At 64.0% G+C, this 24,822-nt stretch carries 18 protein-coding genes; 10 read left to right on the top strand and 8 right to left on the bottom strand.

What is annotated here, in order from left to right:
• Window positions 1–27: 27 nt before the first annotated feature.
• The gene (gene hpnD, locus ACTHN9_RS23680) at window positions 28–888 is read right to left on the bottom strand and encodes a presqualene diphosphate synthase HpnD (protein ID WP_440539240.1); all 861 of its coding nucleotides are present in this window, start codon (window positions 886–888) and stop codon (window positions 28–30) included.
• Between the two features lie 173 nt (window positions 889–1,061).
• Complete coding sequence (locus ACTHN9_RS23675; protein WP_440539239.1) at window positions 1,062–1,259, bottom strand: hypothetical protein; 198 nt, start codon at window positions 1,257–1,259, stop codon at window positions 1,062–1,064.
• A 234-nt stretch (window positions 1,260–1,493) separates the two neighbouring features.
• Between ACTHN9_RS23675 and ACTHN9_RS23670 the strand changes: the two genes are divergently transcribed.
• Window positions 1,494–2,690, top strand: coding sequence for an NnrS family protein (locus ACTHN9_RS23670; RefSeq protein WP_440539256.1), 1,197 nt, complete (start codon window positions 1,494–1,496; stop codon window positions 2,688–2,690).
• A gap of 56 nt (window positions 2,691–2,746) precedes the next feature.
• Here the strand turns inward: ACTHN9_RS23670 and ACTHN9_RS23665 are convergent, their stop codons facing one another.
• Window positions 2,747–4,459, bottom strand: coding sequence for an AAA family ATPase (locus ACTHN9_RS23665; protein WP_440539237.1), 1,713 nt, complete (start codon window positions 4,457–4,459; stop codon window positions 2,747–2,749).
• 295 nt (window positions 4,460–4,754) lie between these two features.
• On the opposite strand from ACTHN9_RS23665, the gene ACTHN9_RS23660 reads away from it, so the two are divergent.
• The 3 genes from ACTHN9_RS23660 (at window position 4,755) to ACTHN9_RS23650 (ending at window position 7,246) form a co-directional block, all read left to right on the top strand.
• Window positions 4,755–5,084: a hypothetical protein gene (locus ACTHN9_RS23660; RefSeq protein WP_440539236.1), complete on the top strand. Its 330-nt coding sequence runs from the start codon at window positions 4,755–4,757 to the stop codon at window positions 5,082–5,084.
• 83 nt (window positions 5,085–5,167) lie between these two features.
• Window positions 5,168–5,662, top strand: a complete 495-nt coding sequence (locus ACTHN9_RS23655) for a BCAM0308 family protein (protein WP_440539234.1) — start codon at window positions 5,168–5,170, stop codon at window positions 5,660–5,662.
• 237 nt (window positions 5,663–5,899) lie between these two features.
• The gene (locus ACTHN9_RS23650) at window positions 5,900–7,246 is read left to right on the top strand and encodes a nicotinate phosphoribosyltransferase (protein WP_440539233.1); all 1,347 of its coding nucleotides are present in this window, start codon (window positions 5,900–5,902) and stop codon (window positions 7,244–7,246) included.
• A 26-nt stretch (window positions 7,247–7,272) separates the two neighbouring features.
• Here the strand turns inward: ACTHN9_RS23650 and ACTHN9_RS23645 are convergent, their stop codons facing one another.
• The 3 genes from ACTHN9_RS23645 to ACTHN9_RS23635 all read right to left on the bottom strand — a co-directional run bounded on the left by ACTHN9_RS23645 (window position 7,273) and on the right by ACTHN9_RS23635 (window position 10,570).
• Window positions 7,273–8,688 carry an aspartate aminotransferase family protein gene (locus ACTHN9_RS23645; protein ID WP_440539232.1) on the bottom strand — a complete coding sequence of 472 codons (1,416 nt, stop codon included), beginning with the start codon at window positions 8,686–8,688 and terminating at the stop codon, window positions 7,273–7,275.
• A 34-nt stretch (window positions 8,689–8,722) separates the two neighbouring features.
• Window positions 8,723–10,057, bottom strand: a complete 1,335-nt coding sequence (locus tag ACTHN9_RS23640; RefSeq protein WP_440539231.1) for a glutamine synthetase family protein — start codon at window positions 10,055–10,057, stop codon at window positions 8,723–8,725.
• A gap of 306 nt (window positions 10,058–10,363) precedes the next feature.
• The gene (locus ACTHN9_RS23635) at window positions 10,364–10,570 is read right to left on the bottom strand and encodes a hypothetical protein (protein WP_440539230.1); all 207 of its coding nucleotides are present in this window, start codon (window positions 10,568–10,570) and stop codon (window positions 10,364–10,366) included.
• Window positions 10,571–10,992: 422 nt separating this feature from the next.
• Here ACTHN9_RS23635 and speB point away from each other — a divergent pair, with 422 nt between their 5' ends.
• Window positions 10,993–11,958, top strand: coding sequence for an agmatinase (speB, locus tag ACTHN9_RS23630; RefSeq protein ID WP_440539229.1), 966 nt, complete (start codon window positions 10,993–10,995; stop codon window positions 11,956–11,958).
• Between the two features lie 3 nt (window positions 11,959–11,961).
• Here the strand turns inward: speB and ACTHN9_RS23625 are convergent, their stop codons facing one another.
• Complete coding sequence (locus ACTHN9_RS23625; RefSeq protein ID WP_440539228.1) at window positions 11,962–13,362, bottom strand: DHA2 family efflux MFS transporter permease subunit; 1,401 nt, start codon at window positions 13,360–13,362, stop codon at window positions 11,962–11,964.
• 168 nt (window positions 13,363–13,530) lie between these two features.
• On the opposite strand from ACTHN9_RS23625, the gene ACTHN9_RS23620 reads away from it, so the two are divergent.
• Window positions 13,531–14,403 carry a LysR family transcriptional regulator gene (locus ACTHN9_RS23620; protein ID WP_440539226.1) on the top strand — a complete coding sequence of 291 codons (873 nt, stop codon included), beginning with the start codon at window positions 13,531–13,533 and terminating at the stop codon, window positions 14,401–14,403.
• A 117-nt stretch (window positions 14,404–14,520) separates the two neighbouring features.
• Window positions 14,521–16,707, top strand: a complete 2,187-nt coding sequence (locus tag ACTHN9_RS23615) for a prolyl oligopeptidase family serine peptidase (RefSeq protein WP_440539225.1) — start codon at window positions 14,521–14,523, stop codon at window positions 16,705–16,707.
• Between the two features lie 193 nt (window positions 16,708–16,900).
• On the opposite strand, the gene ACTHN9_RS23610 is transcribed toward ACTHN9_RS23615, so the two are convergent.
• Entirely contained in the window at window positions 16,901–17,314 is a 414-nt protein-coding gene (locus ACTHN9_RS23610) for a hypothetical protein (protein WP_440539223.1), read from the bottom strand.
• Between the two features lie 769 nt (window positions 17,315–18,083).
• Between ACTHN9_RS23610 and ACTHN9_RS23605 the strand changes: the two genes are divergently transcribed.
• Genes ACTHN9_RS23605 through narH form a run of 3 tightly spaced genes read left to right on the top strand, consistent with a single transcriptional unit; the run spans window position 18,084 to window position 24,821 of the window.
• Entirely contained in the window at window positions 18,084–19,493 is a 1,410-nt protein-coding gene (locus tag ACTHN9_RS23605) for a NarK family nitrate/nitrite MFS transporter (RefSeq protein ID WP_440539222.1), read from the top strand.
• Window positions 19,494–19,506: 13 nt separating this feature from the next.
• Window positions 19,507–23,304: a nitrate reductase subunit alpha gene (locus tag ACTHN9_RS23600; RefSeq protein ID WP_440539220.1), complete on the top strand. Its 3,798-nt coding sequence runs from the start codon at window positions 19,507–19,509 to the stop codon at window positions 23,302–23,304.
• A complete protein-coding gene (gene narH / locus ACTHN9_RS23595) occupies window positions 23,301–24,821 on the top strand; it encodes a nitrate reductase subunit beta (RefSeq protein WP_440539219.1) in 1,521 nt (506 codons plus the stop codon). Before ACTHN9_RS23600 ends, narH begins: the two co-directional genes overlap by 4 nt.
• The last annotated feature ends 1 nt before the right edge of the window (window position 24,822 follow it).

The raw sequence follows: 24,822 nt of genomic DNA, 5'->3' as shown, positions 1-24,822 counted from the left end.
CGCCCTCGTTTCGTATGGGGCTACGCCTTAGCGCCGCCGCGCCGCGCGCCAGGCAATCCAGAGCTTGCGGATCGGCGTGAGCGCGATGCGTTGATGCAGCACTTGGAAGTTGTCGCGTTCGATTTCGTCGAGCAGCGCGAGCGCCATGGCCGATTGCGCCCGCAACGTGCGTTGGGTGGGGCGTTCGGCGGCCGGGATGGCGGCCAGCGCCGCTTGCAGCGCCTCGCGGGCGCGCGTTGTCTGAAAGCGCATCAGTTCGGAGAAGGCCGGGCTGTATTTGCGGTTGACGATTTCCGCGGCGGTCACGCCGTAGCGCTGCAATTCGTCGATGGGCAGATAGATGCGGCCGTGCCGCGCGTCGTTGCCGAGTTCCTGAACGAACTGCGCAAGCATCAGCGCATTGCCGAGTGCCGGGGCCCACGCCTCGGCGTGTCGAGTGTCGCGGGCGGTAGCGCGCGCCACGGCCACGGCGAACGCGCCGCCGACGCGTTCGATGTAGCGCGCGAGATTGGGGAAATCGAGATAGCGCGCTTGATCGAGGTCCATCTCGAAGCCCGCGACGAGCGTGCGCAGCGTCGGCGCTTCCGCTTCGATATCCACGCAATGTTTGACTAGGGCGTGCGAGACCGGGTGCGACGGTTGTCCGGCGGCCAGCGCCGCCGTCTCCTTCTGCCACCATGCGAGCTTGGTGCGTCCGACCGTCGGATCGCTCGTGTCCTTGACGGTTTCCTCCAGTTCGCGGCGCAGGGCGAATAGGGCGGTCAGGAACGGCTGCCGCGCCAGGGGCGCTTGGCGCAGCGCGTAATACACGCTGGAACCCGCGGGCGCGGCCTTTTGCGCGCAATATTCGTCGAAGTTTTGAGGGGCTGAGGTCGGGGGCTGTGGCACGGCAAACGAGCGGTGAGGCAATCGGTGAAGGTGGACGATCGTTTCATCGCGAGCAGGCCGCGAGCGGATGGGCTCGCGCGACCGGACGAGGCGTCCGGCGCTCGCTTTGGTGCGGATACTACCTCAGTTTCGTCACACGAGCCCGGGGCGCCCCCGGCTGTACCGGCAAGGCGCTAATGCGGCCGGCGCGACACGGCTTTAACGATCGAGTCTCCGCGCTCGGTCAAGCGTACCCGGTGCCCCGTGGCCAACTCCTCCAATGCGACGAGCTGGCGCTCGACGAGCGAAGCCAAATCGTTCCGGTCGAGTTCGTCCACTGCGCGCGTATCGCCAACGGCCAACAGCGCAGCGAATTCATGTGGGCTCAGCATGTTTCCCTCCGTGGCGGACGTGGAGCATCTGCTACCAAGATAGAACGGGCGCGTCTCGCGGCTGCGTCGCAAATTGTCGCAGGCGGCGAAATGGACGTTCCGGCGCGCTATGCTCACGGTATTCGTATCAACTTGTGATCTATTTCGGATTGCAGCGGATTGCGAATCCGGCGTGCGCGAGCCGCGGCCAACTTGGAAGCCTGAGGCGGCCATTCCGCCAAGGGGGTAACGATGATGAAGATCAACGAGCCGCTCGAGCGCGGCGCATCGAAGCACGCCATCGGGCCGTCTGTGTTGCGGCTTGGATTCCGTCCCTTCTATCTCGGCGGTGCCGGATTCGGTCTCGTCGCCCTCGCGCTGTGGCTCGCCGCGCTGCACGGCCGCGTGGCGCCGGGGCAGGCGGCCATGACCGGTGTGGCCTGGCATGTGCACGAAATGCTGTTCGGCTTCGTCGCCGCGATCGTGGTCGGTTTTTTGTTGACGGCGGTACGCGCGTGGACGTCCCGGCCCACGCCGACCGGTGCCCCGCTCGCAGCACTGTGGCTCCTGTGGGCGGCAGGGCGCATCCTGGTGTGGACCGGGCCCGAGCCCGTCGCGGCAATCGTCGACGTCGCCTTCTTGCCGATCGCCGCTATCGTTTTGCTGCGCGTGCTGATCGCCGCAAAGAACCGCCACAACATTTTCTTGCCGGTGGCGCTCGCACTGTATGGGCTGCTCGACGCGCTCTTCCATGGGTACGTGTGGGAGGGGCGCATCGATCTCGCCTTGCGCGTGGGGTATGCGACGACCGGCCTCGTCATCATGTTCATCTCCGTGATCAGCGGCCGCGTCGTGCCGATGTTCACGACCAATGCGATTGCGGGTTTTACGCTTAAGCGCTGGAAGTTCATCGATACTTGGGCGACGCCCGCGCCGCTCATCGCGCTCGTCGCCGACGCGGTGGGCGCTCCGGCTGCCCTTGTCGCGGCATGCGCGGCCGCGACCGCGATTGTGCATGCGATTCGTATGATCGGATGGCGCTCGTGGCGCGTCGGGCCGCGGCCGATTCTCTGGGTTCTGCACATCGCGTGTCTATGGATTCCGATCGGCTTCGCGTTGCTGGCCTGTGCGGCGCTCGGCTTCGTTCCCCATTCGCTGGCGATTCACGCGTTGACGGTCGGGGCGATGGGCGGAGCAATCATCGCCATGATCACGCGCACCGCGTTGGGCCACACGGGGCGCGCGCTCGTTGCGGGGCCGTTCGAAGTCGCCAGCTACTGGCTCATGATCGCAGCCGCGCTTGCACGCGTGTTCGGGCCGATGGCATTTGCCGCATCGGCGGGGATGTGGGTCGATATTGCCGGCGGATTATGGTGTGCGGCGCTCATCGTCTATCTGGTTCGTTACGTCCCGTTCTTGAGCGCACCGCGCATCGACGGCAAGCCGGGCTGAAGTTCGACGGCGTTAATTGGTGCTAGGGGGTGCTAGGGTGGCGCTAGGCGGGCCGTTCAGCGGCTACGCGACGCGACGCGGCGGGGCGGGGTGCGGCCGGCGAGCCAACCTCGCGCGCCGTCGAGGCACGCAAGTAGCGGTTGCCAGAACGTGGCGGTTTGCATCGCCGCGCGCGACGCACTCCCATCGATCGATACGCGGATCGACGATTCCGGTGCGTCTAACGGCTGCGCCTCGATCATTTGCCGGTGCAACACGGCCAGATCGGCATCGGATGGTCCGCCACCATGCAGCGCGCGTGCGCGAAGCCGTTCGACAAGCACCGAATAGGGGGCGTCGACGTCTGCGATCAAAACGGGGATGCCATGCCGTTTCGCGAGTTCGACGAATTGCGTTCGATGCGTCCGCTTCAAAAAGCTCGCATCGACAACGACGGGCAAGCCCGAGCGCAGCAACGCGTCCGCGAGTGCGGCCAGCCGAAGGTAGTTCGCGTCGAGCGCGTCGCTCGCATACGCGGCGGCCGGCAGCGCCGTTCGAGATGGCGTAGCGAACGGCGAGGGCGCACGCTTACGCTCGATGTCGCTACTGATGAGGATCGCGCCAAGGTGGGGCGCTAGCGTCTCCGCGGCGAACGATTTGCCGGAACCGGAAAAGCCATGGCATAGGACGAGGAACCGAGGGGCGGGAGTCGTCAGATCTTCGGCGAGCTGCAAATAGCGTTTAGCCGCGGCGGGGAGCGCTTGCATTCGACCGTCTACGCGGTCTTTCAGGACAGAGACGAGCGCGCGCACCAGGGCGCGGTAGACGACGTAAAAGGAGAGCGCGCGCATGCCGGCATAGTCGCCGCTCTCGAGCAGCCAGCGATCGACGAACCGCGTCGCAAGATCGCCTCGCCCATGCGCGAGCAAATCCATCGTAAGAAAGGCCAAGTCGGCCGTGACGTCGATCCAGCGCAGCGCGTCGGAAAATTCGATGCAATCGAAGACGGCGAGGTCGCGTCCGCGACGAACGATGTTCTCGAGATGCAAGTCGCCATGGCATTCGCGTACGAACCCGCCGGTCCGACGGTGCTCGATATGGTCGGCGAGCGCGGCGGTTTGGTTGCGGGCGGCTCGAGCGACGTCAGCCGGCAGACAGCCGGGCGCCACGCGCTCGAGCGCGCCGATCACATCGTCCAGTTGCGCGCGCACCGCCGCCGCAGAGCCGAAGCGCCCATCGGGCCGGCAAGGGCGCGCGCGGCGATGAAAGGCGGCGATGCGCTCGGCCGCGCGATCGATCTCGTCGCGGCAAGGAAGGCCGCGCGCCACGCGCGCGCTCAACAGCTCCGACTGGCGAAAGCGGCGCATCTTCAGGGCGTGATCGATGAGAGGCCCGGTAGGCTGGCCCGAGCGCCTCGTCGTACGACGCGCGACGAGGCGGCACGCGCGAGCGTTGCCGACGATCTCGACGACGCCGATGTAAAGCACCCGCGCGAGCCGGCGATTGAGCCGTAGAGCGTCGAGACAGGCCCGATAGCGCGCGTCGGGTCGCGTAAAGTCGACGAAGCCGAAATTCACCGGTTTGCAGCGCTTATAGGCGAACGGCCCCGCGAGATAGACGATCGAGATATGCGTCTCGATGCGGCGGATGTGGCCGACTCGATGGGGGTAGGCGTTGGGCCGCCGCAGCGCGCGATCGATGCGGCGCGACTGCGCTTCAGCCACATTCGCGGTGCGCCCGGGATGCCGCAGTTGGCGGCGCGGTATACCGGGCTCGCTCGGGCGTCTCATTCGTACGCGTATTCAAAAGCGAGTGAATCGACCTTCATACCCTCTCCTTCGCCGCCGCATGTTCGGGCATGCGCAACGGCGCTCGCCTTGCGATGGGCGATAGCGGTAGCGGTAGTGGTAGCGTAGTGACTTCCCAGCCGAGGCCGTTGATTTTCGTCAAGCCGGCCGTCGCGTTGGCGGATAGGCCGTGCGGCGTTCGCATTGCGCAGGTAAGCGCACATTCGGTTCGCGACGGGAAGACTAAAATCGAAAGGCGAGGCCGTTGGCGACGCGCGTCCCGAGCGAGGACCGTCACATGATCACAATCGTACTGGCAGGAACGGAAGGCTCGGCATTGGGGCATTTGCGTCGTTTGTTCGAATCGACGGACGGCATCGAAATAGCGGGGCACGTACCGCTCGCCCCCGACGCTGCGGCGTATGCGCAGCGCAAGGGTGCCACGGTATTGGCCATCTATTTGGCGGCGTCTACGGGCGATACATTCGACGTGGTCAAACGAATTCGCAGCGCGGCGCCTTCGTTGCGGCTACTGGGTCTAGGTCGACGAATCGCGCGCTCGCGCTCCGCCGAATCCGCCTCCCGCTTCGTTGACGCAAGTCAATCCGAGCGGTGGAGCGCGTCATAGGCTGACCATGGATGCGGGGCGTTTCTCGCGTCCGCATCGACATACCGGCGCATGGCGCGCAGCTGACGATTAGGAGCATTCCTATGAGCGATCACACGAGGCCTTTCAAAGCGGGGGATCATGCGGAAGTCTTTCCGGGGCTCGGCCATGACCCGTATCGGCTGCGCGGAAAACTGCAGGAACCGTCGGTTTGCCCCAACTGCGGGGTCGTGTACACGGGTGGACGCTGGCAATGGCTGTCGCGGCCCGACGAGGCTCACGAGGCCGTCTGCACGGCGTGCCGGCGCACGGCCGACCATCTGCCCGCCGGCTATTTGACGATCGATGGCGCCTTTGCCGCGCAACATCAAGTCGAGATTATCGACCTGCTACGCCGCGATGAAGCGAAAACGCGCGCGCAACATCCGATGAAACGGATCATGTCGATCGAAGCAGAGAACGGGACGACCGTCGTCGCGACCACCGACGTTCACTACACGCGCGATCTAGGCGACGCGTTGAAATCGGCGTTCCAGGGTACGCTCGATCTCAAGTACAGTCGCGACGAGGATCTTGCGCGAGTCTATTGGCGGCGTTGACCACGCCGTCCATCGCGGACGGCGGCGGAGGTGGCGTTTGTCATGTGCGTCGCCTCCGTCGTCCCGTCGTCTGTCTTTCGCCTAGTCGCCGAACAATGTACGCAAACGCGCGGAGCGCCACGCGCTAGGTGAGCCATCATGCCGCAGCGTCACGCCGACATGGGTGCTCGACACGCGGGTGCTCGACGCGCTGCGGCCGCTACTGCGGGCATCGGGCCTGCGCGCGGAGACGACATCATGAAGCTATCGCCCGACAGTGCTCTTCTGACCGATCTTTACGAGCTGACGATGCTGCAGGCGTACTTCGATGCCGGCATGAACGAGACCGCATCGTTCGAGCTATTCGTGCGCGCGTTGCCGATGCAGCGCAACTTCATGATGGCGGCTGGGCTCGAGCAGGTGCTCGACTATCTGGAGCGGCTTCGGTTTACGGCGGACGAATTATCGGCGCTGTCGAAGACCGGGCGTTTTCCAACGCCGTTCTTAAGGTCGCTCGAGCACTTGCGCTTCACGGGCGATGTCGACGCAATGCGCGAGGGGACGGTGTTCTTTCCCGATGAGCCGATCATTCGTATCACAGCGCCGATGCGCGAAGCGCAGCTCGTGGAAAGCCGCATCATGAATCTGGCCCATTTCGAAACCGTCGTCGCCAGCAAGGCTGCCCGATGCGTGCTGGCGGCGCCGGACAAGCTGCTCGTCGATTTCGGCCTACGCCGAGCACATGGGGCCGAGGCGGCCTTGCTGTCCGCGCGCGCCGCCTATATGGCTGGATTCGGCGGTACCGCCACGCTTGCGGCCGGCCTAGCGTTCGATATTCCCGTCTACGGCACGATGGCGCATTCGTATGTTCAGGCCTACACAGACGAGGCCCTCGCTTTCGAGGCGTTCGCGCGTTCGCAGCCCGCGAACGCGACGCTCTTGATCGATACGTACGATACCGAGGCCGCGGCGCGCAAGGTCGTGGCGCTCGCGCCGCTGCTCGCGCGCGACGGCATCGCGATTCATGGCGTTCGCATCGATAGCGGAGATCTCGCCGAACACGCGAGGCGGGTGCGGCGCATCCTCGATGAGGGGGGATTGTCGGCCGTGACGATCTTCGCCAGCGGTAATCTCGATGAATATCGGTTGCGTCGGTTGATGGCCGACCAAGCGCCGATCGATGCGTTCGGCGTCGGCACGCGGATGAATACGTCGTCCGACGCGCCATATCTGGATTGCGCCTATAAACTTGTCGACTATGCCGGCGAGCCGCGCCGCAAGCGCTCGGAGGGCAAGGCAACCTGGCCTGCCTGCAAGGCCGTGTATCGGCTTCGCGGACCGAACGATGCGATGGCCGGCGATTGGATTACGCTTGCCAGAGAGCGGCGCGACGGCGAGCCGCTGCTCGAGCCGACGATGCGCGACGGCAAACGCTGCGCGGCGCCCGCGACGCTTCAATCTTCGCGCGATCATGCGTGGCGGCAACTGCGCGCATTACCTAACGCGCAGCGCACGCTCGACGTCGATGAACCGTATCCCGTTGCCGTGTCCGACGGCTTGCGCGAACTGGCGCGGCGTCTCGACGAAGGGCTCGCGCCAAACTGAGGCGAGGGCACCGGCGCCCTTTGCCGTTAAGCCATGCCGAATCGCCGCACCGTCGCATCGATCGCACGCTTCGCTTTATCGACGATCTCATCGATCTCGGCCCGCGTGACGACGAGCGGCGGCGAGAGCAACATGCGATCACCCGACGCGCGCATCACGAGGTTGCCGTCGAAGCACAAGTCCCGGCAGGCCGTCCCCACTTCGGCGCCGTTCGCGAAACGCTGCCGCGTACGCGGTTCGCGCGCGAGCTGCACCCCCGCCACGAGCCCTGCGCCCGCCACCTCGCCGACGATCGGATGACCTTCGAACGCCTGCCGCAAGCAGCCCTGAAAGTAGGGGCCGCTCTCGCGCCGGACCTGCTCGACGATGCCTTCGTCGCGCAGCAGCTCGAGATTGGCCACCGCAACGGCCGCTGCCACGGGATGACCGGAATAGGTCAGGCCATGGTTGAACTCGCCGTTCTCGATGATGGGCGCCGCCACTCGGTCGTGCAGGGCCACCGCACCCATCGGAACATAGCCGCTCGTCAGGCCCTTGGCGAGCGTCATCAGATCGGGCTCGAATCCGAAATGTTGATGCGCGAACCATTGCCCGGTGCGCCCGAAGCCGCCGATCACCTCATCGGCCACGAGCAGAACGTCGTACTGGCGGCAGATGCGCTGTATCTCGGGCCAATAAGCGGCAGGCGGGAAGATGACGCCGCCGGCGCCTTGAAACGGTTCGCCGATGAAGGCCGCGACGTTTTCGGGTCCGAGTTCGAGAATCTTCGCTTCGAGTTGCCGGGCGCGCTCGAGGCCGAACGCTTCGGCAGAGCAATCGTTCGGTGCTTCGCCGAAGAAGTACGGCTGATCGATATGAACGATATGCTCCACCTTCGAAGGCATTTGTTCGTGCATATAGCTCATCCCGCCGAGCGTGGCACCGGCGATCGTCGAGCCGTGATAGCCGTTCTTGCGGGCGATGACATACTGCTTCGATGGCCGCCCGAGCGTCGCCCAATATCGATAGACGATGCGCAGGACGGTATCGTTGCCCTCGGAGCCGCTGTTGCAATAGAAGAAGTGGTTGAAGGGGGCGGGCGCAAGCTCGGCGAGCAACGCAGAAAGGGCGATGACGGGCGGGTGCGTGGTCTTGAAGAAGGTGTTGTAGTAGGGCAATTCGCGCAGTTGGCGATACGCGGCATCGGCCAGTTCCTTTCGGCCGTAGCCGACGTTCACGCACCACAGGCCGGCCATGCCGTCGATGATGCGGTTGCCGTCGGAATCCCACAGGTAGACGCCCTCGGCCTTGACGATCACCCGGCTGCCGTGCCGATTGAGCGTGCCCATATCGGAAAACGGATGAAGGTGATGCGCGGCATCGAGCAAGCGATAGTCGGCCGTGCCGAGCGAATGCGCGCCCTCGCGCGTTTCGTTCGAGGACGGTTCGAGATCGTGAGTCATGTTGCCTCCATGAAATGGCGCGGCGGGCGCGTGGTTACACGTGCAGCAGCAAATGCCTGCGTTCCCACGAACTGATGACACGGAAGAACGCGTCGTACTCGGTTTCCTTGAGTGCAAGGAAGGCTTTGACGAACGCTTCGCCGAGGATGGACGCGAGCGGCTCCGAGGCGGCCATCAGCGTGAGGCCTTCCTCGAGATTGCGCGGCAATTGGTAGGGCATGCGATAGCCGTCGTTGGCTAGCGGCTCGGTGGGCGAGAGCCCTTGGGTCAGCCCGAGGTAGCCGGCCGCCAGTGTGCCCGCAATCGCGAGATAGGGATTGCAATCGACGCCCGGAATACGATTCTCGATGCGCCGCGCCGCCGGGGCCGCATGCGGGATGCGAAACCCGACGGTGCGATTGTCGTAGCCCCACTGCACGTTGATGGGGGCGGCCATGAAGCGCGACAAGCGCCGATAGGAATTGATGTACGGCGCGAAAATCGGCATGAGTGCCGGCGTGTATTTCTGCAAACCGCCGATGTACCGATAAAAGAGATCGGTCGGCGCGCCGTCCTTGTCCGTAAACAGATTGCGGCCAGTTTCGAGATCGACCACGCTCTGGTGCACATGCATCGCGGAGCCCGGTTCGCCCTCCATCGGCTTGGCCATGAACGTGGCGTACATATGGTGACGCAGCGCCGTCTCGCGCACGGTGCGTTTGAACAGGAAGACGCGGTCGGCCAGATTGAGCGGATCGCCATGCAGAAAGTTGATTTCCATTTGCGCCGCGCCTACCTCGTGAATCAGCGTGTCGACCTCCAGCTCCTGAATTTCGCAGTACTCGTAGATATCTTCGAATAGTGGATCGAACTCGTTCACCGCTTCGATCGAATAGGCCTGGCGCCCCGTTTCGGCGCGCCCTGTGCGGCCCACCGGCGGCCGTAGCGGCAGGTCCGGGTCTTTGTTCATCTCGACAAGATAGAACTCGAGTTCGGGTGCGATGACGGGTTTCCAGCCCTTGGCCGCATAGAGTTCCAGCACACGGCGCAAGACGCGCCGTGGCGAGATCGCCACGGGCGTGCCGTCGAAATGCACGCAATCGTGGATGACTTGCGCCGTGGGATCGACGGCCCAGGGGATGAGCCGGATCGTCGAAGGATCGGGCACGCAGACCATGTCGGGATCGGTGATGCCGGTCAAGCTGCCGTCGTCGGGGTATTCGCCGGTTACCGTTTGGATCATGACGGCTTGCGGCAGACGCATCGATTCGCCCGATTCGAACTTGCTGCGCGGGATGATCTTGCCGCGCGCGATGCCCGCCATGTCGGGGATGATCGCTTCGATTTCGGTGATGTGATGCTTTTTGAGAAATTCGTCGATGTCGTGCATGGCAGTTCTCGATGAGGTGTCTTATGCGCAGGTGGGGCTTGTGCGCCGTCGGTGCGTCGGGCCGACGAACGAATTAATTAGTATCACTAACTAATTGCAGAACAGGACGCGGTTTGGCCTCGTGGCGGCTGCAGTCGCTCGGCGCTTGCGGCCGATATCGATTGCCTCGGTCGCCCGGATTGGCTGGATCGCCCGTGACGAACGCGAGGCAAACGCGGGGCGAACGCAGTCCTCGCGCGGGCGCGATGAGGCGAACGCCGAAACGGTGCCGCGGGCGGATCGAATGCGACGGACGAGTGGGAGGCGCTACGGCAGCAGCGAAGCGACGTCGTCGATGTGAACGGCGATGTAGGCGCGGGCGGACGTCACGTTATGACGTCGGACGCAGCGGCGTGACAGGATCGTGAAGACGGACAGGAACCGGCGGAACGCAAGCGGGCCGTTGCTGCCGTCGGCGATGGCGCGGCCGGCGCGAAGGCGATTGCCGCCCTGCGTTCGGTTCCATCTAACCAAAGGGCCTCGGACTCTCACGGTAAGACTCGACTTGGTGATATCGACAATATCGAACGCCCGGCATCGGCGTACACGATGTGCGACGAAGCGGGGCGAACGGTCTGGGCCTGCGAAGTATCGACTTGACGCGCAATCATGCGGCGCTGCGCAAAGACGAAAAACGGCACCCCAAGGGCCATGACCTGTTAGTCAGCATATATCAGCCAAGCTGGCCGTCAATCCCTTTCGGAAAAATCGGACGCGGCGTCGCGCGCAATCCGCTACGCGATCCACCATGCAATCCAACATGAATAGGACGACATGGCGGCCCGTTGTCGCACGAACGACTCGGATTCGGCTGATTCTCGCTATGCAAGTTCGATTGGCATGAACCGCCACGCTATGATTGGCTCGGTCGAAGGCTTGGATATTGGGTTTTTCTCATGACGGAAACACTTTACGGTGACGGCGCCATTCGCCGTTCCTCGCTCTACGGAGCATCGATCGAAAATACCTTTGCAGGGGCGCTTTCGTTCATGCGACGACGTTATACGCGCGAACTCGCGGGCATCGATGTCGCGATCTCCGGCATCCCGCTCGATCTCGCGACGAGCTTTCGCTCCGGGGCGCGTCTCGGGCCGGCGGCCATCCGGGCGGCCAGCGTCCAGCTCGCCGAATTGAACCCGTACCCTTGGGGCTTCGATCCGTTCGACGATCTCGCTGTCGTCGATTACGGCGATTGCTGGTTCGACGCCCACAATCCGTTGACGATCGAGCCGGCGATCGTCGAACACGCGCGGAACATTTTGCGCAGCGATGCAAAGATGCTGACGCTCGGCGGAGATCATTTCGTCACGTATCCGTTGCTGATGGCGCATGCGGAGAAATACGGCGCGCCGCTTTCGCTCATTCACTTCGATGCGCATTGCGATACCTGGGCGGACGATTGCCCCGACAGCCTCAACCACGGAACGATGTTCTACAAGGCCGTGAAAGACGGGCTTATCGACCCGAGCACCTCGGTGCAAATCGGCATCCGTACGTGGAACGACGACTTCATGGGCATGCATGTGCTGGATGCGCCGTGGGTTCACGAGCACGGCACGCGTGCCGTGGTCGAGCGGATCGGTGCGATCGTCGGCCAGCGGCGCGCCTACTTGACGTTCGACATCGATTGTCTCGATCCCGCCTTCGCACCGGGTACGGGCACGCCTGTCGCCGGTGGCTTGTCGTCGGCACAAGCGCTCGCCATCGTGCGCGCGCTCGGGCGGCTCGATATCGTGGGCGCCGACGTCGTGGAAGTGGCGCCAGCCTACGATCACGCGGAAATCACCGCGATCGCGGCGGCGCACGTGGCGTGCGATCTGCTTTGCCTATGGCGGCAGCGCAAGGTGGGGCTAGCGCGCTAACGCTCAGCGGGCGATCGTTGCTCTCGCGGCCAAGCAGGCGGCGAGCGCGTACGTGACGCCCGCGAGCACGCCAACGAACGTGAGCGCCGTTGTCAAATGCGTCGCCAGCATGGCCGCCGCGCCGGCGAACGCGACGCCGAGCAGGCTACCCGCTTGGCGCAACGCATTGAGCAACCCCGATGCAACCCCCGCCGATTCGGCCGGGACTTGTTCGAGAATCGTCGAGATCATCGGCGGGACCGATAGCGCCGTGCCCATGCCGAAGGCCGCCATCGCGGCGACAACGAACGCCCATGCAGCTTGGACTTCGAGTAGCGCCGTCATCGCCGGTCCGGCTACGGTGGCCGTCGCCAATCCGAATGTCATCATGCGCGTCGCACTCATGCGACCTTGCAGTTTGCCGGCCAGCACATTGCCGAGCGAGAGGCTGGCCGCCATCGGCAACATCGCGAGGCCCGTGTGCCGTGCATCGAGCCCGCGTACGCCGTGCAGATACAAACTCAACAGAAACAGCACGGCGAAGTAGCCCACGTAGACGAGCGTCCCGCTCGTATTCATCGCCACGAACTTCGCGTTGCGGAACCAAGCGAGCGGAACCATGGGATCGGCCGCGCGCCGTTCCGCGGCAATCAGGGCACCGGTAGAAACGACGGCCAGGGCGATGGCGATGAGAACCTCGGGCGCGCCCATGCCGCGCGTCGGCATTTCGATTGCGGCGAAACACAGGGCCGCCAGCGCAACGGTGCTGGCTATCTGGCCGGCCCAATCGAAGCGGCGCCCGCCTGACGGCACCGTGCGGCGCACCATGAGCCACGCCCCAGCCAATGCGACGATGCCCGTCGGCACATTGACGAGAAATGCGCTGCGCCAGCCGAAGCCGTCGACGAGCAGGCCGCCGGCCACGGGGCCGATCGCCGCGGCGAGCGAGGCGATGCCGGCCCACGCGGCAATGGCGCGCGCACGTTGCGCCGGATCGTCGAACGTCGCGCGCACGATGGAGAGCGAGGCCGGCAAAAACAACGCGGCACCCATGCCCTGGACGAAGCGTGCGGCGACCAGCGTGCCGACCGAGGGCGCCAAGCCGCATGCGGCGGATGCGGCGACGAACAACGCGAGCCCCCATAAGTAGACGGCCTTCGCGCCGAAACGGTCGGAGGCCACGCCGCCGGCGAGAATCAGCGCGGCGAAGCTCAACGTGTAGGCATCGACGATCCACGCGAGCCCAGCAACGGACGCGTGCAGATGGGCGCGCATCGAGGGTAGCGCAACGTTGACGATGGTTGTGTCGAGGACTGCCATGAACATGCCGCTCGCCACGAGCACGAGCGTTGCGCGTCGCCGAGCGGCTTCGGCGCGTACCGGCGCGCGGTTGGGGAGAAGCGGTTTGACGGCGTAGTCGGTCATCGATAGCTCCGGTTTGCGCCACGCTCTCGTGCCGCGAATGCTCGAAAGTCTATAGACTGACCCCACTGCGATAAAGCGGCGAATCTGCACGACGATGATGCAAAAGTGCATCACTACGGGTTCTCGTCGATGGTCGGCGAGCCGCGCTACGAATAGTCGTAAAACGCGATGACGAACTGGGACAATGCACGGTTTTTTCTGGCGGTAGCGCGCACGGGCACGCTGCGCGGGGCCGCGGCTCGGCTGGGTGTCGATCAGGCGACCGTGGGCCGGCGGATCGCCGCGCTAGAAGAAGCGTTATCGGCTCGGTTGTTTCTGCGCACGCCCACGATGTACGTGTTGACGAGCGCCGGGGAGGCGTTGATCGGGCCGTCCGAGGCGATGGAGCAGGCTGTTCATCAAATCGAGCGACGGATCGTCGGCATCGACGATCAGCTATGCGGCACAATCCGCGTGGCCACGACCGATTCGCTCGGCCAGCGCTACGTCGTGCCCGCGATTGCGAAACTGCGTGCCGAGCATCCCGGCATCGACGTCGTCTGCGTCACTTCTCCGGGCATGGCGAACTTGACGCGGCGCGAGGCCGACATTGCCATTCGCATACTGCGGCCCGAGTCGCCCGATCTGATCGTGCGTCGTCTTGCGCAGCTCGAATCGGGAATCTACGCGTCGCGCGCGTATGTGGCCGCGCGCGGGGAACCGAGCGAAGGCTGCGCGTTCGAGGGGCACGATCTCGTCATGTATCAGCAGCCGGTCGTGCCGTCCATGTGGGAGGCGTTGTGTGGCGAATCCACGCACCGTGGGCGCGTGGTGTTCCAGACCTCCTCGACGATGATGCTATTCGAGGCCGCGGTTGCCGGGCTTGGCGTCACGGAGCTACCGTGCTTCAGAGCCGACCACGAACCGGCGCTCGTGCGCGTGATGCCCGGCCGCCGCGACCGCTTCGACGTTTGGCTCGTCGCCCATGCCGACTTGTACAAGACCGCGCGCATCCAAGCGTTTATCGATGTCGTTGCGCGCGAGTTCGACCCGTCGTCATGAGCGGCGGGCGCGGCGAGCCGATGCGCGGCTCACGCCGAAATTCGAACAACTCGTCTACTATCGCCCAAGCGCGCGTCGCGTTAATCTTGCGCGTCGTTACTTGGAGCGAACAAAACAATGAAACGAAACAAGCCTCTATTAGCCGTAACGCTGTTGTCTTGCCTTGCCGCCTCGAGCGCTTCCCGGTCTGCCGAACATCCCCCCGTCGCCCCCGTGCGCCCCGTCACCAACGTGTATTTCGGTACGCCGGTTGTCGACAATTACCGCTACATGGAGAACCTGAAAGATCCCGAGGTGCAAGCCTGGATGAAGGCGCAAGACGCCTATACGCGTCGCGAGCTGGCCGCCATTCCCGGGCGCGATGCGCTCGCGCAACGGGTCGAGTCGCTCATGGGCGGCGACCTGCGCCGCACTGACTTCACGCGCCGGGGCCATCGGCTCTTCTACCAAACGGCCGCCGTGGGTGAAAACCTCCTCAAACTGGCCTATCGCGACGGCGTGAGCGGCGAGGAGCACGTGCTCGTCGACCCGGCGAAACTTTCGACGGACGCGTCGCGCCATTTCGCGCTCGACTGGTACGCGCCGTCGTGGGACGGCCGTTACGTTGCGTACGGCGTTTCGGAGGGCGGCTCCGAGCAAAGCGTCCTGCACGTGATCGACGTCCAGACGGGGCAGCCGCTTGCCGAATCGATCGACCGCACGAGTTCGTGCGTCGTAGGTTGGCGCGCGGACAATCGCTCGTTCTTCTATCTGCGCTATCCGAAGGTCGGCCCCGATACGCCGCTTGCTCAAAGCGAGTACAACGCCGTGGCCCATCTTCACGTATTAGGCCAACACGCGGACGGCGACGGCGACGCGGCGGTGTTCGGCCGCGGTGTGTCGCCTAAGCTCGACGTGCCGGAAGGCCAGGCCGCGTATGTGCTGGTATCGCCCGATTCGCCGTATGCGGTCGCGGTGGCCAACCACAACATGGACAACAATCCGAACACGTTCTATGTCGCGCGCCTGGCCGATATCCACGGCGCCGACACGCCATGGAAGAAGATCGCGAGCCCCGAGGACGGCGTGGTCGACGTGCAACTGCGCGGCGATCGCCTGTATGCGTTGACGGGCAAGGATGCATCGCGCTTCAAGATCGTCTCGGCGCCGCTCGCGCATCCCGATCTGGCACACGCGGATGTGGTGGTGCCCGAAGGCGCGAACGTGATCGATTCGTTCGCGCTCGGCAGCGACGGCCTCTACCTGGCCGAGCGCGCGGGTGCGACGTTCGAACTGCATCGAACGGATTTCGACGGCAAAGACGATCGCACGATTTCGTTGCCGTTCGCGGGCGCGATTCACGATCTAGCGCCCGACGCGAAACTGCCCGGGGTGATGTTCGAATTGCGCGGCTGGGTCAAGTCGCCTCGCGAGCTGGCATACGCGCCCGGTGCGGCGGCGGCCACCGATACCGGTCTCGTGCCGCCGTCGAAGACCGAGACCGACGATCTCGAGGCACGCGAAACGTTCGCGACGAGCTACGACGGCACGCGCGTCCCGGTCTCGATCATTTCGAAAAAAGGCATCAAGCTCGACGGCTCGCACCCGACGATCATCTACGGCTACGGCAGCTATGGCCTCTCGATGGATCCGAGCTATCAGCCCGCTTGGCGGGCCTGGTTCGAACAAGGCGGCGTCATGACGGTGGTGCACATGCGCGGGGGCGGCGAGTACGGCGACGCTTGGCATCGCGCCGGGCAGAAGCTGTGGAAGATCAACACCCTGTTCGACTTCCTGGCAGGCGCGCACTACATGATCGATCAGGGCTACACGCAGCGCCAATACCTGGTGGCGAATGGCCGCAGCGCGGGCGGTATCGTCATGGGCGGCGCGCTGACGATCGATCCGGGTCTGTTCCGTGTGGTGCTCGACGATGTAGGCGTGTCCGATACGCTTCGCTTCGAAACCGAACCGAACGGTCCGCCGAATGTGCCCGAGATGGGATCGACGTCGACTGAAGCGGGCTTCCACGGCTTGTACGCGATGAGCGCCTACGACCATATTCATGACGGCACGCCGTACCCGGCTGTCATGTTTACGACCGGAGCGAACGATCCGCGTGTGTCGCCGTGGCACATGCTGAAGATGGCGGCGCGCGTGCAAGCCGCCACGTCGAGTTCACGCCCGGTGCTGCTGCGCGTCGACTACGATGCGGGTCATGGGATCGGCTCGAGCGTCAAGCAAACGGCAGACCGCTACGCCGACGAGTGGGCGTTCGCACTATGGCAGGTCGGTGCGCCCGGATTCCAGCCGCGCGCGCATTGAGCCGCTTCGCCGCTTCGGCAGACTCCGGCGACGCCTCATCGGCCTCAGGTCGCGACAGGCGCCGTCCGACGACCGCTGAAGCGGCCGAGCGTCGGCGGCGCCGGCGCCGGCGCCGTTGGGGGGCGAATCGTCGCCTTGCCGTTGAACGCGACGCAACGAACGCCCGTCGCTTTTCCGTTTACGCGGAATTGCGCTACGCGGAGCGGCGTACGCCGTCGCCGTCCGGCGGAGCGTCGGGTACGGCCGCCGGCTTGCCGAACCAGCCCACCTGGATCTGAAGCGAGGCGGCATAGGCGGCCCAACCGCGAGGGTTGTCGGCAAACAAATGCTCGCGCACCGGCGCGGCCAGTGCCGCACGATCGAGCGGCATTTCCAACAACAACTGGGGCCAGAGGCAAAACGCTTGCAGCGCGGCAGCCGAAAACTCGCGCACCGTCATACGTTCGTAGGCGTGTTCGAGTAGCGGCACGTCGGCCAGGAGCGGCTGTGCCTCGCGCAATTCCCCCAGCGTCTGATCGGGGCGCTCGTACTCCAAAAGCAGGCTCGTCGTCTGCAGGACGTCGCCCAGATGCAGCAGCAGGGCTCGGCGTTGGTCGTTTTCGTCCATGCGATGCTCCTTGCCGCATCGATGCGGCACTCATTGTGCGTTGGCGCTTCTGTGCCTCGGGCTCACGCGGCTAACTCGCCCATCGTAGGCAACCTCGGCAACTTGGCTGTTGATCGACGTCAAGCCGCGCGACCGCGGCGCGGGTTTTCGCTCGGTGCGCAATCTCCGAACGAATGGCTGTTTGCATATAGGATAGCGGGCACGCGTGATCGATGTGGGGCCGCCCGAACCATGCGGTGGTCGTCACGAGACGTCGTGCAATTTGCTTTCTTTTTGGTCTGCTAGCGTTGCCCCTCCGCGGGGCGGCGGTCACTTTTCTTTGCTCTTCCAAAGAAAAGTAACCAAAAGAAAGGCGCGTCCTTGGGCGGACGGCAAAGGTTGTCTACCCACACGCCCGCACTGACAGTCAGGCCCTAGGCCACTCGCACAGCCACGCACTTGGCCGCTAGTGCCCGCTCGCGTTCGACTGCATCGTATGGCCTTCCTTGCGCCCGGCGATCGGCTTTGAGCCATACCGGGTCGTCCCATTTTCCTCGCCCATGCCACGCCGCATTTGACGTGCGTCAATCGGAAGCCTCCCCGCTTCGAATTTCGCGTTGACACGTTGTCGCGGGGCGTCACGGCAAATATCACTTCTTGATGTACTTGATCGGCGTCAACCCGACCGTTATGCGGGCCGGTTAGTTTGTGAACCGTCGGCGCGAGGCGCGTACGACGTCACGTCGGGGATGTCTTGCCGACGCCACAACGAATCGATAGGGGAATCGTCATGACCATCCGTTCGCTGACTCAGCGAAGCGGCCATACGCTGGAGATCTGGACGCCCGAGGACAAGGCGTTCTGGCAGCGTGAGGGCGAGGCTGTCGCCAAACTCAATCTATGGATTTCGGTGCCCGCACTGTTCCTCGCGTTCGCGATCTGGCAGGTGTGGAGCGTCGTTGCCGTCAGCCTGCCTGCGCTGGGCTTCAAATACAGCACCGATCAGCTCTTTTGGCTCGCCGCCGCCCCCGCCTTGAGCGGCGCAACGCTGCGCATCTTCTACTCGTTCATGGTGCCGCTGGTCGGCGGGCGTCGATGGACCGCGATCTCCACCGCCTCGCTGCTCGTGCCCGCGCTCGGCATCGGTTTCGCGGTGCAAGACAATACGACGCCCTACGTCACGATGCTCGTGCTCGCGCTGCTGTGCGGTTTCGGCGGCGGCAACTTCAGCTCGAGCATGGCCAACATCAGCTTCTTCTTTCCGAAGGAGCGCAAGGGCTCCGCACTCGGCGTCAACGCGGGCCTCGGCAATTTGGGCGTGTCGGTGGTGCAGTTCCTGAGCCCGCTCGTCGTCACGGCCGGGGTGTTCGGCATTTTCGGCGGTGCGCCGCAGACGATCGTGAAGGCCGGCCATATGTCGCAGGTTTGGATGCAGAACGCCGCGTTCATCTGGGTGCCGTGGATTGCCGTCGCTTCGCTCGCGGCATGGTTCGGCATGAACGACATCGCACAGGCGAAGGCATCGTTCGCAGCCCAAGCCGCGATTTTCCGGCGCAAGCACAACTGGTTGATGTGCCTGCTCTACCTAGGCACCTTCGGTTCGTTCATCGGCTATGCAGCGGGCTTTCCTCTGTTGATCAAAAACGAGTTTCCGCACGTCGACCCGCTTGCGTATGCATGGGTAGGCCCGCTCGTCGGTGCGATCGTGCGTCCGTTCGGCGGCTGGCTAGCGGATAAGCTCGGCGGGGCTCGCGTGACGTTGTGGAACTTCGTCGCGATGGCGCTGGCCGTGGGCGGCGTGCTGGCCTGCTTGCCCTCGGGCTCGTCGAGCGGCAACTTCGGCGGCTTCTTCCTGAGCTTCCTCGTCCTGTTCTTGACGACGGGCATCGGCAACGGTTCGACGTTCCGAATGATTCCGGCGATCTTCCTCGCGCTGAACCTGGCGCAAGCGCCGACACGCGATCGCGAGGCGTTGGAGCGGGCCACGAAGCAGGGCAATACCGAAGCGGCAGCCGCTCTGGGATTTACGGCTGCATTGGCCGCATACGGCGGCTTCTTCATTCCGAAGAGCTATGGCAGCGCCATTGCGCTGACCGGCGGCCCCGAGGCCGCGCTCTATCTGTTCATCGCCTTTTATGTCGTCTGCATTGTGGTGACGTGGTGGCACTATGCCCGCCGCGGTGCGCCGATGCCTTGCTGATTTTGGAGCATCCATGAGTCATTTTCTCGATCGACTGATTCACTTCGCGCTTCCTTCCGAGCGCTTTTCGGAGGGCCACGGCGTGACCACGGGCGAGGACCGCAAGTGGGAGGATGCTTATCGCAACCGCTGGTCGCACGACAAGATCGTGCGCAGCACGCACGGCGTGAACTGCACGGGTTCCTGTTCGTGGAAGATTTACGTGAAAGGCGGCATCGTGACCTGGGAAACCCAGCAGACGGACTATCCGCGCACACGCTGGGACATGCCGAACCACGAGCCGCGCGGCTGCGCGCGCGGCGCCTCGTACTCCTGGTACCTGTACAGCGCGAACCGCGTGAAATACCCGATGGTGCGCGGCCGTTTGCTCAAGCGTTGGCGCGCGGCGCTCGCCAAGCAGGGCGATCCGGTGCAAGCGTGGGCATCGATCGTCGAAGACGATGCGGCCCGCCGCGATTATCAACAAGCTCGCGGCATGGGCGGCTTCGTGCGCAGCTCGTGGGACGAGGTCAATCGGCTCGTCGCAGCCGCCAACGTCTACACGATCAAGCGCCACGGGCCCGACCGCATCGTCGGCTTTTCGCCGATTCCCGCGATGAGCATGGTGAGCTATGCGGCCGGCAGCCGCTACCTGAGCCTCATCGGCGGCGTGTGCATGAGCTTTTACGATTGGTACTGCGATCTGCCGCCCGCCAGCCCCCAAGTGTGGGGCGAGCAGACCGACGTGCCCGAATCGGCCGACTGGTACAACTCGACGTTCATCATTGCCTGGGGCAGCAACGTACCGCAAACGCGCACGCCCGATGCCCACTTCTTCACTGAAGTGCGCTACAAGGGTGCGAAAACCGTCGCTATCACGCCCGACTACAGCGAGGTGGCCAAGCTCGCCGATCTGTGGCTGCATCCGAAGCAAGGCACCGATGCCGCGCTCGCGATGGCGATGGGACACGTCGTGCTCACGGAGTTCTTCTTCCGCAAACGCAGTGCGTACTTCGACGACTATGTGCGGCGCTATACGGACATGCCGATGCTCGTCATGCTAGAGCGCAAGACGTTACCCGATGGGCGCACGACGTTCGTCCCGGGCCGATATGTGCGAGCCAGCGATTTCGATGCGAAGCTCGCGCAGACGAACAACCCCGAATGGAAAACCGTGGCGTTCGACCGCTCGGGGCGCGTCGTGTTGCCGAACGGTTCGATCGGTTTCCGCTGGGGCGCCGAAGGCCGCGACGATGCTGGTAAATGGAATCTCGAAGAGAAGGACGCCCAAACGGGGGACGCCGCGAGCTTGAAGTTGTCGGTCCTCGAAGACGGTCCTCAGCCGAGCGAAATCGTCGACGTAGCGTTTCCCTACTTCGGCGGGGTGCACAATCCGCATTTCCCGGCCAACGAGCAGGACGGCCGAATCGCCGTGGCGCGCGTCCCGGCGGTGCGCATGTCGCTCGATGGCGAAGGCGGCACGCGCGAAGCTTACGTGGCGACGGTATTCGACCTGCAGGCGGCGCAGTATGGCGTCGATCGCGGCCTGGGCAGCGGCGCGTCGACCTACGACGAGGACACGGCTTATACGCCGGCCTGGGCCGAATCGATCACGGGCGTCGCGCGTTCGCAGATCGTCGCGCTGGCGCGTCAGTTCGCCGAGAACGCGGACAAGACGCACGGCAAATCGATGGTCATCATCGGCGCGGCCATGAATCACTGGTATCACGCCGACATGAACTACCGCGGGGTCATCAATCTGTTGATGATGTGCGGCTGCATCGGCCGCAGCGGCGGCGGATGGGCGCACTACGTGGGCCAGGAAAAGCTTCGCCCGCAAACGGGCTGGACCGCGCTCGCCTTTGCGCTCGATTGGGCGCGCCCGCCGCGTCAGGTGAACAGCACGAGCTTCTTTTACGCGCACACCGATCAATGGCGCTATGAAAAGCTCAGCCCGGAAGAAATCGTTTCGCCGCTCGCGGACGCCTCCCTTTTCGGCGCGAGCATGATCGACTACAACGTGCGGGCGGAACGCATGGGCTGGCTGCCGAGCGCCCCGCAATTGAAGACCAATCCCTTGCATCTGGCCGGCATGGCCGCAGCAGAGGGCAAGGGCGCGAGCGAGTTCGTCGCGAAGGGCCTAACGGATGGCAGCTTGCAGATGAGCTGCGAAGATCCCGATGCGCCGGAAAACTGGCCGCGCAACATGTTCGTTTGGCGCTCCAACTTGCTCGGCTCGTCCGGCAAGGGGCACGAGTATTTTTGCAAACATTTGCTCGGCACGAGCAACGGGGTGCAGGGCAAGGACTTGGGCGCGGGCGACGCAAAGCCGCAAGAGGTGAACTGGCACGAGCAAGCGCCAGAAGGCAAGCTCGACCTGCTCGTGACGCTCGATTTCCGCATGAGCACGACGTGCCTGTATTCGGACATCGTATTGCCCACCGCGAGCTGGTACGAGAAGAACGATCTGAACACGAGCGACATGCATCCGTTCATTCACCCGCTGTCCGCGGCCGTGGATCCGGTTTGGCAGTCGCGTTCGGATTGGGAAATCTACAAGGGTTTCGCCAAGGCATTCAGCGAGGTATGCGAAGGCCACCTCGGCGTCGAACAAGACGTCGTCATGACCCCGCTCATGCACGACACGCCCGCGGAGCTGGCGCAACCGTTCGACGTGCGCGACTGGCGCACGGGCGAATGCGAGGCGGTGCCCGGCAAGACGGCACCGCAAGTGACGCTGGTCGAGCGCGACTACCCGAACCTGTACAAGCGATTCACGGCGCTTGGCCCCTTGATGTCGAACGTCGGCAACGGCGGCAAGGGAATCGCCTGGAAGACCGAGGCGGAGGTGCGCCAATTGGGCGAGCTGAACGGCTTCACGCAAGAGGCGGGCGCCACGCAAGGGCTGCCTCGCATCGTCACCGACATCGATGCCTGCGAAGTCATCTTGCAGCTCGCGCCGGAAACGAACGGCCAGGTCGCGGTCAAGGCGTGGGAGGCGCTTTCCAAGGCGACGGGGCGCGATCACACGCATCTGGCGATTGCCCGCGAAGACGAGAAAATTCGCTATCGCGATGTGCAAGCGCAGCCGCGCAAGATCATCAGTTCGCCGACCTGGAGCGGGATCGAAAGCGAGACGGTTAGCTACAACGCGGGCTATACGAATGTCTACGAATTGATTCCGTGGCGCACGCTGACGGGGCGGCAACAGTTCTACCAAGATCACCCGTGGATGATCGCATTCGGCGAAGGTTTTTCGAGCTACCGCCCGCCGGTCGATTTGAAGGCGACCGACGTGATGAATGGCGTGAAGCCGAACGGCAACACGGAGATCGTGCTGAACTTCATCACGCCGCACCAGAAGTGGGGGATCCATAGCACGTACAGCGACAACCTCTTGATGCTCACGCTCAATCGCGGCGGCCCGGTCGTATGGCTCAGCGAAGACGACGCGCGCCGCGCCGGTATCGAAGACAACGACTGGATCGAACTGTTCAACGTCAACGGGGCGATTGCCGCGCGCGCCGTCGTGAGTCAGCGCGTCAACCCGGGCATGGTGCTCATGTATCACGCCCAAGAAAAGATCATCAATACGCCGGGCTCGGAAATCACGGGCATACGCGGCGGCATCCATAACTCGGTCACGCGGATCGTGCTCAAGCCCACGCATATGATCGGCGGCTATGCGCAGCTCAGCTACGGTTTCAACTATTACGGAACGATCGGCACGAATCGCGACGAGTTCGTGGTCGTGCGCAAGATGCGGCACGTCGATTGGCTGGACGAGCCCGCTGCGGGGAGCGCAGCACACACGCAAGGAGCCCAACAATGAAAGTGCGCGCCCAAATCGGCATGGTGCTCAACCTCGATAAATGCATCGGCTGCCATACTTGCAGCGTGACCTGCAAGAACGTATGGACGAATCGGCCCGGCATGGAGTACGCCTGGTTCAACAACGTGGAGACCAAGCCCGGCGTTGGCTATCCGAAGCAGTGGGAGAACCAGGAGAAGTGGAACGGCGGCTGGATCCGCAAAAAGGACGGCTCGATCGAGCCGCGTCAGGGCGGCAAGCTCAAAGTGCTTTCGCGCATCTTCGCCAATCCGAACCTGCCTCAGATCGACGATTACTACGAACCCTACACGTTCGACTACGACCACCTGCACAGCGCGCCCGAAATGAAGGCTGCGCCGACCGCCAAGCCGCGCAGCCTCATCACCGGCCAGCCGATGGAGAAGATCACGGGCGGCCCGAATTGGGAGGAAATTCTCGGCGGCGAGTTTTCGAAGCGCGGGCAGGACAGCAACTTCGAGGCGATTCAAAAGGACATCTACGGACAATTCGAGAACACGTTCATGATGTATCTGCCTCGCTTGTGCGAGCATTGCCTGAACCCGGCTTGCGTTGCGTCGTGCCCGTCTGGCTCGATTTACAAACGCGAGGAGGACGGCATCGTCTTGATCGACCAAGACAAGTGCCGAGGCTGGCGCATGTGCGTGAGCGGTTGCCCGTACAAGAAGATCTACTACAACTGGAAATCGGGGAAGGCGGAGAAATGCATTTTCTGCTATCCGCGGATCGAGGCGGGGCAGCCGACCGTTTGCTCCGAAACGTGCGTGGGGCGGATTCGCTATCTCGGTGTGCTGCTGTACGACGCGGATCGCATCGAAGCGGCAGCTAGTGTGGAAGACGAGAAGGCGCTCTATCAAGCGCAGCTCGACGTGTTTCTCGATCCTCACGATCCGACCGTGATCGAAGCGGCGCGGCGCGACGGCGTGCCCGAGAACTGGCTCGAAGCCGCACGCAATAGCCCGGTGTACCGGATGGCCGTGGAGTGGCAAGTGGCGTTGCCGCTGCACCCCGAATACCGCACGCTGCCGATGGTGTGGTACGTGCCGCCGCTTTCGCCGATTACGGGCGCTGCGCAGGCGGGGCATATCGGCGCGAACGGCGCGATCCCCGACGTGAGCCAGCTCAGAATTCCGGTGAAATATTTGGCCAATCTGTTGACGGCCGGCGACGAGGGGCCCGTCGTGCGCGCGCTCGAGCGAATGCTCGCCATGCGCGCGTACCAGCGGGCGAAGCACGTCGACGGCGTGACCGACGATGCGGTGCTGCGGCAAGTGGGGCTCAGCGTCGACACGATGGAAAAAATGTACAAGGTGATGGCGATCGCCAACTACGAAGACCGCTTCGTCATTCCCACTTCGCACCGCGAATACGCCGAGAATGCGTTCGACATGCGCGGCGGTTGCGGTTTCAGCTTCGGTAACGGCTGCAATCACGGCGACGAGTCGAGCCTATTCGGCGGCGAAGGCAAACGCACGATTCCCATCAAGGTGGAGGGCTGAC

It is taken from the genome of Trinickia sp. (assembly GCF_051953405.1).
In the GTDB taxonomy this organism is placed as follows: domain Bacteria; phylum Pseudomonadota; class Gammaproteobacteria; order Burkholderiales; family Burkholderiaceae; genus Trinickia.
This window is presented reverse-complemented; position numbering and strand designations above follow the sequence as displayed.

Bases quoted from the DNA above. Each gene is read 5' to 3' on its own strand.
- ACTHN9_RS23675 (WP_440539239.1), bottom strand. From the start codon at position 1,259: ATGCTGAGCCCACATGAATTCGCTGCGCTGTTGGCCGTTGGCGATACG.
- ACTHN9_RS23670 (WP_440539256.1), top strand. From the start codon at position 1,494: ATGAAGATCAACGAGCCGCTCGAGCGCGGCGCATCGAAGCACGCCATC.
- ACTHN9_RS23665 (WP_440539237.1), bottom strand. From the start codon at position 4,459: ATGAGACGCCCGAGCGAGCCCGGTATACCGCGCCGCCAACTGCGGCAT.
- ACTHN9_RS23660 (WP_440539236.1), top strand. From the start codon at position 4,755: ATGATCACAATCGTACTGGCAGGAACGGAAGGCTCGGCATTGGGGCAT.
- ACTHN9_RS23655 (WP_440539234.1), top strand. From the start codon at position 5,168: ATGAGCGATCACACGAGGCCTTTCAAAGCGGGGGATCATGCGGAAGTC.
- ACTHN9_RS23650 (WP_440539233.1), top strand. From the start codon at position 5,900: ATGAAGCTATCGCCCGACAGTGCTCTTCTGACCGATCTTTACGAGCTG.
- ACTHN9_RS23645 (WP_440539232.1), bottom strand. From the start codon at position 8,688: ATGACTCACGATCTCGAACCGTCCTCGAACGAAACGCGCGAGGGCGCG.
- ACTHN9_RS23640 (WP_440539231.1), bottom strand. From the start codon at position 10,057: ATGCACGACATCGACGAATTTCTCAAAAAGCATCACATCACCGAAATC.
- speB (WP_440539229.1), top strand. From the start codon at position 10,993: ATGACGGAAACACTTTACGGTGACGGCGCCATTCGCCGTTCCTCGCTC.
- ACTHN9_RS23625 (WP_440539228.1), bottom strand. From the start codon at position 13,362: ATGACCGACTACGCCGTCAAACCGCTTCTCCCCAACCGCGCGCCGGTA.
- ACTHN9_RS23620 (WP_440539226.1), top strand. From the start codon at position 13,531: ATGACGAACTGGGACAATGCACGGTTTTTTCTGGCGGTAGCGCGCACG.
- ACTHN9_RS23615 (WP_440539225.1), top strand. From the start codon at position 14,521: ATGAAACGAAACAAGCCTCTATTAGCCGTAACGCTGTTGTCTTGCCTT.
- ACTHN9_RS23610 (WP_440539223.1), bottom strand. From the start codon at position 17,314: ATGGACGAAAACGACCAACGCCGAGCCCTGCTGCTGCATCTGGGCGAC.
- ACTHN9_RS23605 (WP_440539222.1), top strand. From the start codon at position 18,084: ATGACCATCCGTTCGCTGACTCAGCGAAGCGGCCATACGCTGGAGATC.
- ACTHN9_RS23600 (WP_440539220.1), top strand. From the start codon at position 19,507: ATGAGTCATTTTCTCGATCGACTGATTCACTTCGCGCTTCCTTCCGAG.
- narH (WP_440539219.1), top strand. From the start codon at position 23,301: ATGAAAGTGCGCGCCCAAATCGGCATGGTGCTCAACCTCGATAAATGC.